At 49.6% G+C, this 16,287-nt stretch carries 15 protein-coding genes; 5 read left to right on the top strand and 10 right to left on the bottom strand.

Annotation, left to right across the window (positions count from 1 at the left end; translation table 11 throughout):
• Positions 1–504: 504 nt before the first annotated feature.
• Positions 505–1,632 (top strand): 7-cyano-7-deazaguanine synthase QueC, encoded by a 1,128-nt coding sequence (gene queC / locus PMG71_RS02580; RefSeq protein WP_283752075.1) that lies wholly within the window; start codon positions 505–507, stop codon positions 1,630–1,632.
• A gap of 17 nt (positions 1,633–1,649) precedes the next feature.
• On the opposite strand, the gene PMG71_RS02575 is transcribed toward queC, so the two are convergent.
• A complete protein-coding gene (locus PMG71_RS02575) occupies positions 1,650–3,086 on the bottom strand; it encodes an aminotransferase-like domain-containing protein (protein ID WP_283752074.1) in 1,437 nt (478 codons plus the stop codon).
• A gap of 211 nt (positions 3,087–3,297) precedes the next feature.
• Between PMG71_RS02575 and PMG71_RS02570 the strand changes: the two genes are divergently transcribed.
• A complete protein-coding gene (locus PMG71_RS02570) occupies positions 3,298–3,591 on the top strand; it encodes a hypothetical protein (RefSeq protein ID WP_283752073.1) in 294 nt (97 codons plus the stop codon).
• Positions 3,592–3,611: 20 nt separating this feature from the next.
• On the opposite strand, the gene proB is transcribed toward PMG71_RS02570, so the two are convergent.
• The 6 genes from proB to PMG71_RS02540 all read right to left on the bottom strand — a co-directional run bounded on the left by proB (position 3,612) and on the right by PMG71_RS02540 (position 8,036).
• Entirely contained in the window at positions 3,612–4,718 is a 1,107-nt protein-coding gene (gene proB, locus PMG71_RS02565) for a glutamate 5-kinase (RefSeq protein WP_283752072.1), read from the bottom strand.
• Between the two features lie 225 nt (positions 4,719–4,943).
• Positions 4,944–5,492, bottom strand: a complete 549-nt coding sequence (locus PMG71_RS02560) for a YqeG family HAD IIIA-type phosphatase (protein WP_283752071.1) — start codon at positions 5,490–5,492, stop codon at positions 4,944–4,946.
• A gap of 25 nt (positions 5,493–5,517) precedes the next feature.
• Positions 5,518–6,594: an endolytic transglycosylase MltG gene (gene mltG / locus PMG71_RS02555; RefSeq protein WP_283752070.1), complete on the bottom strand. Its 1,077-nt coding sequence runs from the start codon at positions 6,592–6,594 to the stop codon at positions 5,518–5,520.
• An 89-nt stretch (positions 6,595–6,683) separates the two neighbouring features.
• Positions 6,684–7,235 (bottom strand): DUF3727 domain-containing protein, encoded by a 552-nt coding sequence (locus tag PMG71_RS02550; protein WP_283752069.1) that lies wholly within the window; start codon positions 7,233–7,235, stop codon positions 6,684–6,686.
• Positions 7,236–7,353: 118 nt separating this feature from the next.
• Positions 7,354–7,767 carry a Holliday junction resolvase RuvX gene (gene ruvX, locus PMG71_RS02545; protein ID WP_283752068.1) on the bottom strand — a complete coding sequence of 138 codons (414 nt, stop codon included), beginning with the start codon at positions 7,765–7,767 and terminating at the stop codon, positions 7,354–7,356.
• Positions 7,764–8,036: a hypothetical protein gene (locus PMG71_RS02540; RefSeq protein ID WP_283752067.1), complete on the bottom strand. Its 273-nt coding sequence runs from the start codon at positions 8,034–8,036 to the stop codon at positions 7,764–7,766. The genes ruvX and PMG71_RS02540 overlap by 4 nt, the downstream gene beginning before the upstream one ends.
• On the opposite strand from PMG71_RS02540, the gene PMG71_RS02535 reads away from it, so the two are divergent.
• The gene (locus tag PMG71_RS02535; RefSeq protein WP_283752066.1) at positions 8,035–10,986 is read left to right on the top strand and encodes an NB-ARC domain-containing protein; all 2,952 of its coding nucleotides are present in this window, start codon (positions 8,035–8,037) and stop codon (positions 10,984–10,986) included. The genes PMG71_RS02540 and PMG71_RS02535 overlap by 2 nt on opposite strands.
• A gap of 96 nt (positions 10,987–11,082) precedes the next feature.
• Here PMG71_RS02535 and PMG71_RS02530 read toward each other — a convergent pair whose 3' ends face one another.
• The 3 genes from PMG71_RS02530 to PMG71_RS02520 are packed head-to-tail and all read right to left on the bottom strand — an operon-like array spanning position 11,083 to position 13,851.
• Entirely contained in the window at positions 11,083–11,286 is a 204-nt protein-coding gene (locus PMG71_RS02530) for a hypothetical protein (protein ID WP_283752065.1), read from the bottom strand.
• 50 nt (positions 11,287–11,336) lie between these two features.
• Positions 11,337–12,575, bottom strand: coding sequence for a GNAT family N-acetyltransferase (locus PMG71_RS02525; protein WP_283752064.1), 1,239 nt, complete (start codon positions 12,573–12,575; stop codon positions 11,337–11,339).
• Between the two features lie 49 nt (positions 12,576–12,624).
• On the bottom strand, positions 12,625–13,851 hold the full coding sequence (locus tag PMG71_RS02520) for a hypothetical protein (RefSeq protein WP_283752063.1): 1,227 nt from the start codon (positions 13,849–13,851) through the stop codon (positions 12,625–12,627).
• Positions 13,852–13,955: 104 nt separating this feature from the next.
• On the opposite strand from PMG71_RS02520, the gene cruF reads away from it, so the two are divergent.
• Together cruF and cruG are read left to right on the top strand one after the other, a co-directional pair.
• Positions 13,956–14,876, top strand: a complete 921-nt coding sequence (cruF, locus tag PMG71_RS02515; RefSeq protein ID WP_283752062.1) for a gamma-carotene 1'-hydroxylase CruF — start codon at positions 13,956–13,958, stop codon at positions 14,874–14,876.
• A 38-nt stretch (positions 14,877–14,914) separates the two neighbouring features.
• Positions 14,915–16,072, top strand: coding sequence for a 2'-O-glycosyltransferase CruG (gene cruG / locus PMG71_RS02510; protein WP_283752061.1), 1,158 nt, complete (start codon positions 14,915–14,917; stop codon positions 16,070–16,072).
• Positions 16,073–16,287: the final 215 nt, after the last annotated feature.

Here is a 16,287-nt window from a genome sequence, read left to right as displayed (position 1 = left end):
ATGGGAACTTGCTTGGCTTTGGCATAAAGTTTAAGTGTCTCATACTCGGTTTCAGACAATAAAAGTTGCAGTCGTTTTGTTCTTGCCATAATCTCTAATAATGTGTATAATTAGAGTATAGCGGATAGGGTAATCAACCGCTTTAAAAACCCAGTAGCCGTAAGGCACTACATCTGCACCTTGACAATCAAAGATATGGGGTTCTGTCCAATTGTTCTAGTATCCTACCTGTGGACGGGTAAAATCTTTGCAGGAACTAGACAAGCAGCATTTGAAGTAAAAACACTTCAATTCAAACAAATTTTGGAGAAATTCAACTAGGGTGGGGCACACCCAAAGTTAACGCTTGGGGAGAGAACCACCTCTGCTTTAGACAACGCAAGGAATCTAGAGTAAGTGGACTCATTGAACCAAGAATCCATTCGCCTTTAGGCAGTGGAGTGTCAAAATACTATTGCCCCAATTGTTCATTGTTCATTGTTCATTGTTCATTGTTCATTGCTCATGGCCCAAACTGAAGCTCTAGTCATCCTTTCTGGTGGACAAGATTCAACCACCTGCGCTGCATTAGCTACCCAACAATTCGATCGCACCCATGGGCTGACGTTTGACTATCAACAGCGTCATCGCATTGAACTCGAAAGCGCTCAGGCAGTAGCTAAAAAGCTGGGATTGGCAAGCCATGAAATCCTCTCAGTGGGGCCTATTTTGGCGAGTACGAGTCCTTTAGTGAGCCAAACCGCTTTGGCGGAGTATGAGAGTGCCGAGGCGCTTCCAGGGGGCATTGAGGCGACGTTTATTCCGGGACGTAATATTTTATTCTTGACCTTGGCGGCGAATCGGGCGGCGCGTTTGGGCATTCGCGACATTGTGTTAGGCGTGTGTGAGACTGATTTTGCGGGGTATTGGGATTGTCGCCAGAGTTTTATTGATGCCATGGGCGTGGCATTGGGGGAGGGGATGTACGGAGATGGTGGGGCGTATCGGATTCATACGCCCTTGATGAATTTGACGAAAGCGGAGTCGGTAAAGTTGGCTCAGGAAGTTTTGGGCGATCGCTTTGAGTCCGTCATGGAGTTAACCCATACCTGCTATGCAGGGGTGAAGGGGGGTTGCGGTAAATGCCATGCCTGTATTTTAAGAGACCGAGGATTTCAGGAAGCGGGGATAGATGACCCGATTTGGAAATATCGGGGGACTGTAGTAGAGAAATTGGCAGATGATACTTATGGCGATCGCGCCATTGAAGATGCTGCCACCAGTCCCCTAGAAATTTGGCCCAACCCTTCCCCGAATCATGATTATCTGATCCATGTGGAACATCCAGAGTTTACCGCCCTTTGTCCGCGATCGGGGTATCCCGATTTTGGCACAATTGTCTTTGATTATTTTCCGAATCAATCCGTTTTAGAACTTAAAGCTTTTAAGCTTTATATCAACAGTTTCCGCCAACAAAGAATCAGCCATGAAACCGTGGTTAATCAGGTGGCCGATCGCCTGATGGCAGAAGTCCAACCCAAAGCCCTCCGCATTATCGGCGATTTTACCAGACGCGGTGGCGTGAAAACCGTGATTACCGCTTATCGGGGAGAAAACATGAACTTTCCGGAGTATCAGCCTAATCTGCTTTAGGGATAAACGGAACACCATCACCCATGTTCCTTAATCAAGTATCCCAAGGTTTCCATAGCTTGTTCAATTTTGGGTGACCAAGGTAAACCACAATTGAGCCGGAAACAGTTACCGTAACTTGAGGACGGAGAAAACATAATTCCCGGAGAAATACTAATTTTATGCTGACAGGCTTTATGAAATAATTCCATGGTGTCAAATTGGGGAGCCAGTTCGACCCAGAGAACATGACCCCCTGTGGGACGGGTAACTTTGGTCTCTTCCGGGAAATAGTTACAAATGGCTTGAATCATTTGCAACATTTGCTGTTCATAGGCGCGGCGCAGATTTCGCACATGGCGGTCGTATCCACCATTGGCTAAAAAGGCGGCGATCGCCAGTTGAGCGCCTGGAGAGGTACTCATATTGACCGTCATTTTCAGTCGCTCCACTTTGGCTTGATAGCGGCCGGGAATCGCCCAACCCACCCGCAACCCTGGGGAAAGAACCTTGCTATAGGAGGCGCAGTATAAAACCAAGCCCTCTCGATCGAAGGCTTTGATGGCTTTGGGGCGATCGCCATGAAACGACAAATCTCCATAAACATCATCTTCAATCAGGGGAATTTCATACCGGGTTAGCAATTCCACTAGCTCTTGCTTTTTCTCGTTGCTCATACAAGTGCCCAGGGGATTACTAAAATTAGAGACTAGGGCACAAGCGCTAATTTGTTTGCGCTTCAGAGCGGTTTCTAGGGCATCTAAACAAATCCCTTCCCTGGGATGGGTGGGCAGTTCCAAAGCTTGTAAATGGAGTGTAGACAGGCTCTCCAGTAATCCATAATAGGATGGAGAGGCGATCGCCACTGTATCCCCCGGTTTGGTGGTCGCTCGTAAGGATAAATATACGGCTTCCGTCGCTCCATGGGTGGCCACAATTTCATCTGGAGTCACTGCACAATCCGCATCGAGTAACCGTCTGGCGATCGCCCGGCGAAATTCCAAACACCCCGGAGGAGGAGTATAACTATGGGAAAAAATCGGATCTTGACGCATCATCTGACTCATCAGACGGTTCAAGGTAGACAGGGGTAATAACTCCATTCCCGGTACAGCGGCCCCCAGTTGGATGATTTCTGGGTCGCGTACCATGGAGTTCACTTTACAGACTAGGGAGGTATCCACCCGACAAGCCTTTTGCGCTGGAGAAGAGCGATCGGGTTCCGGAGGCGATTTTAAGGAGCGGACAAAATAGCCCGATTGGGGTTTTGCGCCAATGATTCCCCGGTCTTCTAAGAGGCGATAGGCTTCTAGGGCAGTGGAAATACTCACCGACATTTGTTGATGCACTTTTCGCACTGAGGGCAGGCGATCGCCCGGTTGTAGGGTTCCTTCCGCAATTAAGATCTGAATGCGGTTAGCCACCTGTTCATATAAGTTTGCGCCTTCCGTTTGCTCAATAGGTCGTAAGTGCATAACGCTCCAATACAGTTGTACATTTTATTCACCATAACAGTTCTTAAAACCAAAACTGTTATGGTTACAATTTAGCTTAATTGCATCTGTTTTTTTCTCTGCTCTTCCTCCACACTAGAGATAGGGTAAGGACGAAAAACATTTCGCCCCTACTAGGGACAGACTTATATCCCCTGTCCGTTGCTATCGATCGGTATTGAGGACACGAGCCATGAAAAACACCAGTACTATCTCCACAATCGCAAGAGGATCAGAGTTACGCTTAACCGATCTCAAAGGCTTATCTCGGTTTCCCCATTCTTTTCTTGCAAGCGATCGCCTCCAGAAGCTTTGGAACTATCTAGTTGCCGTTTGGTGGTACAGTGAAGAACCCCGCATTACCCAGACACAAGATAAAAGTGGTAATTGGATCTATCGCGTTTACGATCCCACCGCTCACCAACACTTGATCTTTGACTCCGAGCAAGAGGTGCGTATTTGGCTAGAAGAGCGCTATTACCAATAATCATGGGTAATTCCTTTTCTTTAGAGCAATACCAAATTATCTCGATGAACCACCGTATCCGAGCCTTCATATCCCAAAAGGTCAGTAATTTCATCGGAACGGTGGCCTTTAATTAAATCCAATTCATCACTGCCATAATTGACGATTCCGCGAGCCACCTCTTTACCCTCAAGATCGCAAAGAATCACCGCATCTGATGCCTGAAAGCGGCCCATTACCCCAGAAATTCCCACCGCTAATAAAGATTTTCCGCGATCGCAAATTGCCTTAACTGCTCCCGGATCGAGCATCACTTTACCAGAGGGAATCAATCCATTGGCAATCCACCGTTTACGAGCATTCATCGTTCGGGGAGCAGGATGGAATTGCGTGCCAATTTCATCCCCATTTAAGATCTGGGGAATTTGATTGGGATAGCGTCCTCCCATAATCACCATCCGCACTCCCGCATTGGTGGCAATGCGAGCAGCAGAAATTTTGGTACTCATCCCCCCCGTTCCCCAAGTGGATGCATTACCGACTTCTACTTCAGTTAAGTCTTCCAGGTTGCGAACGTGGGAAATGGGTTGAGCATCAGGAACCAGACGGGGATCGGCAGAATAGAGTTTATCCACATCCGTGAGTAAAAATAGCCAGTCGGCTTCTACTAGACTGGCAACCAAAGCCGCAAGGGTATCATTATCCCCGAACTTTAGCCTCAGTTCGTCTGTGGCTACGGTGTCGTTTTCATTGACAATGGGGATCGCGCCCAGATCCAGGAGTTCTTGAAAAGCATCATAGGCATTGAGATAGGAAACCCTCGATTCTAGATCTCGGCGTGTCAGTAGCACTTGGGCAATGGGTTGATTGAAGGTATTGAAGAGGTCATCATAAATCCGCATTAAGCGTCCTTGACCCACGGCGGCGATCGCCTGTTTCAGGGCAATATCACGGGGGCGCTTTTTCAAGCCTAACCGCGAACACCCCACCCCCACAGCCCCCGAAGAAACGAGAATCACCCGATGGCCTTGGCGACGTAGTTGGCTGAGGACTTCCACCAATAGGGCTAAAGTCGATAGGGCCAAGTGACCGGTTTCGGGATTGGTGAGGCTAGACGTACCAATTTTAATGACAAGGGTCAGGGCCATGGAAAATGCAACCGAAAATCAACAAATACCAGAGCGAGAGAATCGAACAGTAGGAAAGCGCCAGTTTCTCTATAGTGAGAACCAGCGCTTTGCCAGGGTAAAATATTTACAGGGATTTATCTTTAGGGTCTTTATATTTGCTGACCCCATTTGAATTAACTCTAATAATTGCACTAATTTTCCAGCGATCCCCGATTCGTAATCTTTTCTTTATATTTCGTTTTTTCAGTTTTTATCAAGATTCGTAACGTTTTGTGCGGAAGGATGTAAACGAGCGCCGAACATCTGAGACAACCACACCTCAAAGGATCGAACGTCAAAAGGTCGATGGACTTGGCGGGGATCAACCATGGGTTCTACCAGAATTGTAAACATTCCTAAACGATTGCCTGCTAAGACATCGGTGAACAGGCGATCGCCAACCATAGCCACATGCTCAAGGGGTAAACCCATATTTTCCACGGCCTGACGCAGTTTTCGCCGGGAGGGTTTCGCGGCTCCCAGCATAAAGGGCAAGTCTAAGCACTCAGCGATCGCCCGAATTCTGATCCAATTTAGGTTATTACTCACAAGCCAAATCGAAACCAGGGGTTTAATCTGGGCAATCCACTTTTTCAGCTCCTCAGAAGCGATCGGTGAAGTTATGGGCACAAGGGTATCATCCACATCCAAAATTAATCCTTTGAGATCGTGCAAACGCAACAAATCGGGCGTTAAATCTAAAATGGGGCCGCCAAGAACAAGATCCGGTTGCAGGAGAAGATTAGAAGACATAAGAAAAAATCAAACCCATTCTGGGCTAACGTTGTTGGGCAATTTGGTTAATCGCTCGGTTATGTTCATCCAGGGTACGACTAAAAATATGCGTCCCATCATAGCGAGCCACAAAATACAGATACTCCGTTGTTTCCGGATAGAGCGTAGCCTCTAAACTCGCTTGACCGGGACTGGCGATCGGAGTTGGAGGTAATCCCGGATTCAAATAGGTATTATAAGGGTTTGGGGTATTCACATCCTTAAGCGTCAAGGGTTGATCCGGAGTTTGCTTAATCCCCAAACCATACTCCACAGTCGGATCGGCTCCCAACGTCATCCCCTTTTCCAGTCGATTATGAAACACCCCCGAAATCACCCCCCGTTCTTGAGCGACGACCGATTCCTTTTCCACAATACTCGCCAACGTCACCCACTCCAAAAGGCTCAAATCCGTTTGACCTTGAGCCTTTTGATAGAGAGGCAGTGCCACCTGTTCAAATTGGCTTAACATTTGTCGTACCACGTGATCGGCCGTCAAGCTATCTCCAGAAATTTGATAAGTATCCGGAAATAAAAAACCCTCCAATTTCGGCACAGAAGGCAACCAAGGATAATCTTGGCCAGAAATCCCATTCACCGCCTCTAAAAATGCTTCTGAGGTAAACCATCCTTGAGCTTCAAAATACTCTCCCATTTGGGCTAAAGTCCAACCTTCTGGAATGGTATAGGTTGCTTGTACCACTGTCCCAGAGCGAATTTGATCCGCAATTTGTGGTAAAGACTGAGTGGGAGATAACTGATAAGTTCCCGCTTGGAAATAGCCTTCTAACTCTGGTTTGACTTTAGCCTGTAATCTGAGCCACTTCGTCCAAATAATCCAGGCCTGTTCTGAACGAATCAGATTAAGATGGGCTAAATCTGAACCAATTTGTTCTCCCGAAGTTCCGAGTGGAATTTCCACTAACACTTGATGATCGGCAACCTCGGCATTTGCAGGCATCACAGGACTAATCGCCCAACTCCACCACCGCCATCCTTGCCATCCAGAGAAGCCAACAACGACGGGAAAGAGAATCAGATAAAAGAACCACTTGGTGATTCGTGAATTGCCGGTTGTCATGACTGATGAAATCTCGCATGGTTTTCTACTGCTGCACCCTGGGGAGTTTCCCAATATCCTCCACTACCGATAATGGAGTTTTAAGGACTCTAATCTAAGAGTTGTTCTTCTAACTTCTGTTCAATCTCTGGTAATAAATGCTCTATTTTCTTCAGCTCACTTTCGGAAAGCTCTTTCGCTTTACCCGGTTCTTCCTGTTTAGCAAGCAAAAAAAGCGGGTCTAAAGGGGTAGAAATTTCGTACTCATCGTCTCCAAAATAGAAGCTGGCTAACAACTGAAAGGATTCGAGATCGGAATCCATATCTTCATCGTCATCCTCTTCCTCTAAATCGGGAATATCCCCTTCTACTGTGAGGGTAATTCCGGTGCGTTTGAGCTTCAAATTTTGTTCGGACAAAACTGCTTTAGCTAGGTCAAAGAGTTCATCGATTAACGATTCATCTTCTACCGGAACCAGTTCTTCCTCATCTCCAGCATTTTGCCAGACAAAAATCTCGACTGGGGTATCCTTGGGCAATAAAACAAAATAGTTTTCGCGGTCATAGGGAAAGGAATATTCAATTGTGCATTCTAATTCCTTTCCCTCGGCATCGCTTAATAATACGGTCAGGGGATCATTGTCCATTACTTCTCGATCCATGAGGGTTACTTCCTATTTCCCAAGATGATCTTGGGCCCACACTTCGACCTCTCATCATATCTTAGATTCTTGCATCCTTGAGTAAATGAAGGGAGGAATTTTCTGAGTATTTTCCCGGTTAAGTGCGATCGTCTAGCCAGCGTTGTAAAATTAGGGCGGCAGCTTGGGCATCGATTAAGCCCTTATTGCGAGAGGGGGAGCGTTTTCGGGAGACGAGGATTTCTGTGGCTTCTAGGGAGGTGCAGCGCTCATCCACATACTCAAGGGGTAATTGTAGGGTCTTTTGCAGGCGATCGCCATACTGTTGGACTTGTTGAGCTTGCGTGCCGAGTTGCCCATCCATGAGATAGGGTAAGCCGACGATTAAAATACTCACCTCTCGCTCGGCAATGATTGGCTTGAGGAGGGCGATATCTTGCTCAAAAGACTGGCGATCGATGGTGGTGAGGGGGGTGGCGAGTAATCCGAGGCGATCGCATCCTGCCACCCCAATCCGTTTCTGACCGATATCCAAACCCAAGGCTGAAATCATGGAATCTCCTGTAACCTTACCCACTCTTCGATCGCGCCGATCTTAATCCTTACCTTCTCGATTATAGACATGCACGACCCATGGATATCAAGTCCAGTCATTGCGAATGGAACACAGTAGAATGAAGCGATCGCGATCCACTCGGTAGTCATGGCGAAGGCTTCCGTGCGCGACTTGGGTGGGGTTTCTTGACACAAATAACGGGTAGCGCCCCATAGGAGAGCAATATTATCATAGGGAAATTGGGTTAACAAAGACTCAGAAGCCATGGACAAGATTACACGCATTCTCCGGTTAAATAAACAACTGTTGGGGGGGACGGCGATTCTGGGATTACTCTCTATCGCCGCTTGTGCCGTTACTGGTCAAGCTGGGCCGGCCTTTGTTGGGATCTCCAATTTTACCGCCGGGATGGTGGGGAATAACCTGGGAGAGTTTGTTAAGAAATTACTCAACCATCGGGAGATATTACAGAATCAAGACTTGGCTAAGGCTGCGGGTCGCACGGTGGGACGGACGTTAATTGAGACGGTTGCGCCTCAGTATCGGGAGATTAAAGGGGAGTTAGAGCGGTTTGGGAAACAGATTGAGGGCTATTGGCTAGAGTGGGCCAAGCAAAACCAGAATGTAGAGCTGTTTGAGAAGGTTCAGGAAGAACAGCTTGTCGAGGTTTTTTCTCGTCACCCGGAAGCGTTTGACGAGTATCAAGTATTGCCAGAGGAAGGGTGGCGCGAGGTAGTGGAGTGGCTGTTTGAGCAGGGACGCAAGCAGGGGCAGTTGTTGGGGGAGGTGGCAGAATATGAGGATATTATGGAGGCTTTAGTATCGGAATTATCTAATAATTTTAATCGTAACTTGCGGGAAGTGCTGAAAGATGATGCGGGGGAAAGCGGACAAGCGTTTGCCTCGATGTTGTTTAATTTACATGGAGCCACGTTAGCCAAACTGGACAACATTGAGCAACGGTTGCAACAGATGCCCACTCGCGAGGAGTTTTCGCGCATCTGTGCCGAAGCGTTGCGGCAAAGCCAGCCCCAGGAGAAACGGGCGAAACCTTGGCCGGGTTTGGGGTCGGTGGATACTGTGCCCAAACCGCTCGACCGCTTTGTGCCCCGTCCCCAGGATGTGGAGGAGTTGAAGCGCCGGGTGTTGAGCAGTCGCCCGGTGGTGATGACGGGACAAGCGCGGAAAGTGGGCGTGCAGGGGATGGGAGGCATTGGGAAAACGGTTTTGGCGGCGGAGTTGGCGCGAGATATGGACGTGCGGCGTAGGTTTGTGGATGGGGTGGTGTGGTTGGAGGTGGGGATAGAACCGAAACCGATGGAACTGTATAAACGGTTGGCGACTGCCTTGGGAGAGCCGCACGCTTATCAGGAGAATGCAGGCGCGTGGGATGCCTATCTGTCGGAAGTGTTGCGGGATAAGTGTTGCTTGCTGGTGCTGGATGATGTTTGGCAGCAACGGGAAGCGGAACGGTTTGTGCAGGTTTTGGGAGAGGACTGTCAGTTACTGCTCACCACTAGGGATAGCCGCTTGGTGCAGGGGTTGGGAGCCGAAGGCTATCAGGTGGGGATGTTGGATGAAGACCAGTCCTTGCAGTTGTTGGCTCAGTGGGCAGATGTGCATGTGGAGATGTTGCCCCCGGAAGCTAAAGCGGTGGTGAAGGAGTGCGGACAGTTGCCCTTAGCTCTGGCGCTGGCGGGAGCGCAAGTGGGACAAGGAAATAGTTGGGCGGATGTGTTGATGGCGTTGCAGAAAGCTAACTTGAAGTTTTTCGAGCATCCCCACGGCAGTATTTATAAAGCGATAACTACGAGTATCCAGGTGTTGGAGCCAGAGAAACAGCAGGCATATCTGGAGTTGGGTATGGTTGCGCCGGACGTGAAGATATCGGAAGCAGCGCTGGTGAAGTTGTGGGGACGGAAAGGGAAGCAGCCAGAGTATCGCCTGCGGCAGTGGTTGACGGAGTTGGCGCAACGGGCGCTGGTGTTTGTGGAGGGCACATCGCCAGAGCGGTGGGTGGCGCTTCATGACGTGCAACAGAAGTATCTCCAGGAGCAGCTCTTGGATAGAGTGAGGGTGCATCGAGAGTTTTTAGCCAGCTATGCGGGGGGGCGGTTTCCCTGGACGGGGGCAGAGGTGGACGGGGAGCGCTATTTATATCAGCAGGCAGCCTATCACTTCCGGGAAGCGGGAGAAGAGGCGGCGTTTGCTGAGTTGTTGGGAGATTTTGATTGGTTGCAGCAGAAGTTAGACGCGACGGATATTGAGCAACTGTTGCAGGACTTTGGGCAGGTGCAGGAAAAGGATAGATTTCTCAGTCGCTTAGAGAAGACATTGCGGATGAGTGCCCATGTTTTAAATCAGGATAAGCAACAGTTGGCCCATCAGTTGTGGGGCAGGTTGCTCGACCGGAAGCAGATGCAGCAGTACGAGTATGAATACTTTTGGCAAAAGCTGCCCAAGGTGGGGCGCTACTTACCCCAACATCGGGGTGGGGGGAAAGTGGAGCAGTTATTACAGCAGGCTCAGGCGCGACAGACCGGAACCTGGTTTCGTCCCCTCACCCGTTGTCTGGACTCCCCCGACGGGGCGCTTATCCGTACCCTTTCCGGTCATAGTTCCTCCGTACGAGCGGTAGCGGTGACCCCAGATGGGAAACGAGCGGTGTCGGGTTCAGGGGATAACACGCTGAAAGTGTGGGACTTGCAGACGGGAGAGCCACAGCTTACCCTTTCCGGTCATAGTGACTGGGTATATGCAGTAGCGGTGACCCCAGATGGGAAACGAGCGGTGTCGGGTTCAAGGGATAACACGCTGAAAGTGTGGGACTTGCAGACGGGAGAGCAACAGCTTACCCTTTCCGGTCATAGTTCCTTGGTATTCGCCGTAGCGGTGACCCCAGATGGGAAACGAGCGGTGTCGGGTTCAGACGATAACACCCTGAAAGTGTGGGACTTGCAGACGGGAGAGCCACAGCTTACCCTTTCCGGTCATAGTGGCTCGGTACAAGCGGTAGCGGTGACCCCAGATGGGAAACGAGCGGTGTCGGGTTCAGCCGATAACACCCTGAAGGTGTGGGACTTGCAGACGGGGGAGGTGCTGGCAACGTTTACGGCGGAGGGTGCTGTATGGTGCTGTGCGGTTGCGCCGGATGGCTGTACGGTGGTGGCGGGGGATGGGGGAGGACGGGTTTATCAATTAAAAATTAAAAATTAAAAATTGAGAATTAACAATGGGGGAAAGTTGGGTGGGGTTTCTGGTGGGCTTCTGGTGGGTAGCTCCTATTATGTCCGCGAAGCGGAAACACCATCATTAAAACTCTAGGGAGCCAGACGCTCCCACTCCAGTAATATCAGGGGATTTCAGGAGTGCGGGCATCTTGCCCGCTTGTATTTTCCCATCTTGCCCGCTTGTATTTTCCCATCTTGCCCGCTTGTCTTTTCCCATCTTGCCCGCTTGTATTTTCCCATCTTGCCCGCTTGTCTTTTCCCATCTTGCCCGCTTGTATTTTCCCATCTTGCCCGCTTGTATTTTCCCATCTTGCCCGGTTTCTTCCCCTACAATCCTTAATCCACCGATGAACCCTTGTCCCCAGTTGCCTCACCTTCAACTCCAGAATTGCCTTCTTTGCCACCATTCGAGAAGCCTTCGGAAGTCTCTTCCAAACTCAAGGAATGGAGAATCGACATCCGTCCCGGAATCGGTTTTCCGGCTGGTTGCAAGCCTTGCAGCATATCCGAGAGTTGCAGACTGTCCAGAGAAACCAGCTTAGACTCGCGCAGTTTATGCCAAACCGATCGCGACATCATCAACGTATGACCGATCCGACTTGCGCCAATTTGCTGCAAATACTCCTCCCGTTCTGGTTGATAATCTGCCGAAGCCAGATGTAAGGGTTGGGGGGGGAACTCCTGAGTAATACGAGCCATTTGGGCCATCAATTCCGGATAGAGCCAAGTATAGGCGGGGTGTACCGTCAACTCGGCTTGATGTCCAGCATTCTCCTGACGCTGTAAGTGGAGCTGAAAATAACCGATCGCCGCTTGTCGTTGCGGTTCAAACACATAGCCACTCACCACTTCCGTTTTCGTCCACCATTGTTTAATCCCCTCCATAATCGATTGCAACAAGGGGGTCTTAAAGTCTTCCACATGGCGGTCAAACACTTGCCGCACAAAGGGAGGCATAGCCACCGTATCGAGCTGATAAAGGGGCGCTGCATCCGCATTGCTCACTGGTAAGAGGTTAGGCAGATCCGGCTCCCGTTGGGCTAACTTAGCGAGCTGTGCGGGGGCGATCGCCCAATAGGTCATCTGCGCCAGAGGCTGGAACCCATTTTGGCGATACAGGGCAATCTCGTCAGCTTCATTCACATCCACTTCCAACAACCAAGTTCTCGCTTCTCGCACTGCCTGCATACAATAGCGCAGCAACAGCGAACCAATTCCCGCTCGCGAGACCCCTGGCCTCACCCCCACCCGATCCACCCGCCAGGTACTGCGAGTACGATTAAAGGGAGAAATTTGGATCGCCCCCACCACTTGCCCATCCGTATTCTCGGAGCTATGACGCTGCCCCGCCACATGGAGAGATAGCTTATAGCGCCAGGGATTCGGAAACAAACTCAAGAGTTTCAACAGTCCAAACCACTGGCGAATCTCCTGCCCAGAATAGGGTCGATCCTTACCCATGAGCGGTGATGAAGCCCCAGTATCAAGCAAAGCTTCCACCACATCTAGGTCTCGATGTTGCAAACTCCGAACTTCTGTCTGTTTTTCTAAATTTTGGGGAGACGCTGGCATCATAAGGATATTCTCTCAATCGACAGGGGCAATGGGACACCGGTAAGGATAATTAACCCTGGGGTCGAATCAGAACAATAGGGGTTTGTTCATCTGCATTACCGGCTGGGTTACTTCTGAGGGCTTGGGTGAGCAACTCCATAGATAAATTTGGGGTCGCTGCTAATATTTTAACGGCTTTCAAGTCATTGACATCGACGATCGCCGCAGATAATCCCGTTTTTTCTTTAATTTTAGCGACCACCTGTTCCGGTTTATCGGGCCCCAGGACAATAAATTGATCGAAGGGGGGCAAGGTTCCAGTGACATCATCAATTAACCGCGCTTGCTCTCCAGCGAGTTGGTAAAAGACTCCGGGTTTACGCAACAAGGCTTTAGCTAAAGCACCCACCACAAAAGCAAACCCCACCCGTACAGGGCCGACGATATCCACCAAAGTCTGCATTCCGCAAGCGGTAGCTAAACTTGATGTCGGCAAAAAATAATAACAAATTCGTTTGGCAACCCATCCCGGTTTTACTGTTGTTGGATGGCGCAGCCGACCTTGCATGAGGGCGATCGGTGTTTCCCCAATCGTCACGATATCCCCCGGTTTAGCATGGGGCAAAACATACCGCTCCACTACGGACACCGGGTCATCTTGATCCGTCAAAATATGAGTTGGGATCGGAAACACCTGAGCCACCTCTGAATCTCGTCCTGGCGGTAACTCAGACGCATCCGGATACTGGAGAGCATAGACCGAATGACCCGTTTTCGGAATCCGTCCTTCTGGCCCATAGGTGACATAATTTACTTTAATCCAAGCGGTTTGCACCCGATCCAAATTCGGCCCCGTAATATCAATATGGATCTTGAAGCGCGTCTGTTTCCCCACCTTGACAATATAGGCAAACCAATATTCATCGGCTCGGCTCGGAGCATCCGGATGTAGGGGAACCAGGCGAGTTTTCCAGTTTACTCCCTCCAAAGATCCCTTACTGAGTAATTCCACCTCAACGGAAACCTCTGGAACCATAATTTCTAAGGTCGAGGTTTCATTGATTAAAACCCCTTCTCCCACCAACTGATAATGGTCAGCCGATAAGAATTCCCCCTGCCACCCTTCAAACTTGAGGGCCAGTTGATTCCCAGGACGACCTCGATACTGATTTTCAATCGCCCATAGAAGCAGGAGACTTGCACCTCCTAGACCGATACCAATACTTTCTGCAATCACAACTGAACCTAACCCAATGCTGATCGTTTGTCTCGATTCACTATACCTGAATGGCTTCATTTGCGATCGCAATCCAAGCTGCCCATCCTACGAGATGAGTTGAATTTTATAGGACTTCTGTTTACATTACTTAATAGATTCATATAAATCGGATGCCAAACGCTATGAAGCCGCTTGAGATTGCCCAACGATTATGCTTAATGGGCCATATTGCTACCATGCCTTTTGGCTGGTTGGGCCTGCTCTTCATTCTCCCCAACCCAGAGATTATCGTTAACTTACCTCCCATCGGCCAAACCTTGTTTCGGGTGAGTATGTCCGGAGGTGGGGTTGTCAATATCTTATTAGGAGCAGCAGCCGTTGCCCTCTATGCTTATCGGACTTTGGGACTGCGCCGTTGGCTAGGATTTATGGTTCCGGCGGTGTGTTTGTCCCTGAGCAGTGAATTGATGGGAACGAGTACCGGTTTTCCCTTTGGAGAGTATGGCTATTTAAATGGATTGGGGTATAAAGTTGCGGGTTTAGTGCCCTTTACGATTCCCTTGTCTTGGTTTTATGTAGGATTAGTCTCTTATTTGATTGCTTTGGGGGGCTTGCAAGTGGCCCAAAACTGGACTGCGCTTAAACAAGGGGCGGCTATTGCTCTAGGGGCTATCCTACTTACCGCTTGGGATTTTGTCCTCGATCCGGCTATGAGCCAAACGATTATCCATTTTTGGGAATGGGGACAGGAAGGGCCGTTCTTTGGAATGCCTTATCAGAATTTTGCGGGTTGGTTAGCGACAGGAGCGCTGTTTATGAGTGTGGGGACTTGGATTTGGGGGAGAGAATTGCCCCAAGTGAGTCGCCCCCAGTTAGGGTTCCCCTTAGTGGTATATTTGAGTAACTTTGCTTATGCGGCAGTTCTGAGCGGAGTGAGTGGATTTACAACTCCGGTGCTTTTGGGGATTCTCATGGCAGTGATTCCAGCGTTGGTGTTGTGGTGGATTACTCCAGAGGAGGTGCAGGAGTCAGAAGGGTTGAATGCTTCTGTTGCCGATCGCCAAACGGTGACACCGGCCGCAGTTAATGTCGTTGCTAAGTAAAAATTTAGTAGAGGGAGCAGGGTATGGATGGGGGTCAGATGTTAACTTGGGGATTGATGGTGATGCAAATTCCGGCGATCGCCATTCTCCTCTTTCGCCTAGTTAAAGGCCCTTTCCGCCATGCTCCCATTGAACCGCAATCTGCCGATCCTCAGATGCTCGGAAGCGTTAGTGTGGTGGTTCCGACTCTGAATGAGCGCGATCGCCTCTCGCCCTGTTTAGAGGGCTTAACGCGCCAGAGTTACGAAGTGCGCGAGGTGTTGGTGGTGGATAGTCATTCCACCGATGGCACGGGGGATCTGGTGTTGCAAACCGCTAGTAAAGACCCCCGGTTTCGCTTAATTTATGATGATCCCTTACCTGGGGACTGGGTGGGACGACCTTGGGCACTGCATACGGGATTTTTGCACAGTTCCCCTAAAAGTGAGTGGATTTTGGGCATTGATGCCGATACTGTGCCCCATCCGGGATTGGTGGCGGGTTTGATTAAAATTGCCCAAGAAGAGGGGTATGATTTAGTCTCTCTCTCCCCTCGGTTTATTCTGGAATATCCAGGAGAATGCTGGCTACAACCGGCGTTATTGATGACGCTGGTGTATCGATTTGGCCCTACAGGAACGTTTGAGAGTGCCGATCGCATCATGGCGAATGGGCAATGTTTTTTAATCCGCAGACGGGTGTTAGAAGAGCTAGAGGGCTATACAACCGCGAAATCTTCCTTTTGTGATGATGTTACCCTAGCCAGAATCGCTGCTCAACGGGGGTTTAAGGTTGCCTTTTGGGATGGCGCTCCGGTGCTGAAGGTGCGGATGTATGAGGGAGCGTGGCAAACTTGGCAGGAGTGGGGGCGATCGCTAGATTTAAAGGATGCCACTTCCCCTGGGCAACTCTGGACTGATTTGTGGTTTCTCTTCGCGGTGCAAGGTTTGCCCTTAGCTGTAGTGATTTTAGGAATCATGGGTGCATTTCCAGAAGGCATAGTTGCTCAGATACTGGTTAATCTAAATTGGGCTGTATTGGCGATTCGGTTTGCCCTAGGGTTGGCTATCTTTCCCTCCTATGATTTATCAACGGCTCGGTTTTCTTTCCTGTTTTGGTTGTCTCCCTTAGCCGATCCTTTGGGGTTTCTTCGCATTCTGTTCTCCAGTTTTCAAACTTCGATTCAGTGGCGTGGGAGAATTTATGGTAAAGGTTGAACGGCTCAGAAAGAGGTGGCTCGTTGCTTTTCTAGCGAGAGAGACGCTCCCACTCCTGATATCAAGTCCGATTGTTCATGTCCGCGAAGCGGAAATACCCTAATTAAAAATCCAGGGAGCAAGATGCTCCCACTCCAGTAATATCAAGGGATTAGAGGAGTGCGGGCATCTGGCCCCCTTCTTCACCCTTTATCCGGACTTGATATGATATCAAG

Origin of the sequence: Roseofilum acuticapitatum BLCC-M154 (assembly GCF_030068475.1) — a bacterium.
Lineage (GTDB): Bacteria > Cyanobacteriota > Cyanobacteriia > Cyanobacteriales > Desertifilaceae > Roseofilum > Roseofilum acuticapitatum.
The sequence above is the reverse complement of the archived record's forward strand: the minus strand, read 5'-3'. Positions and strand labels throughout refer to the sequence as shown.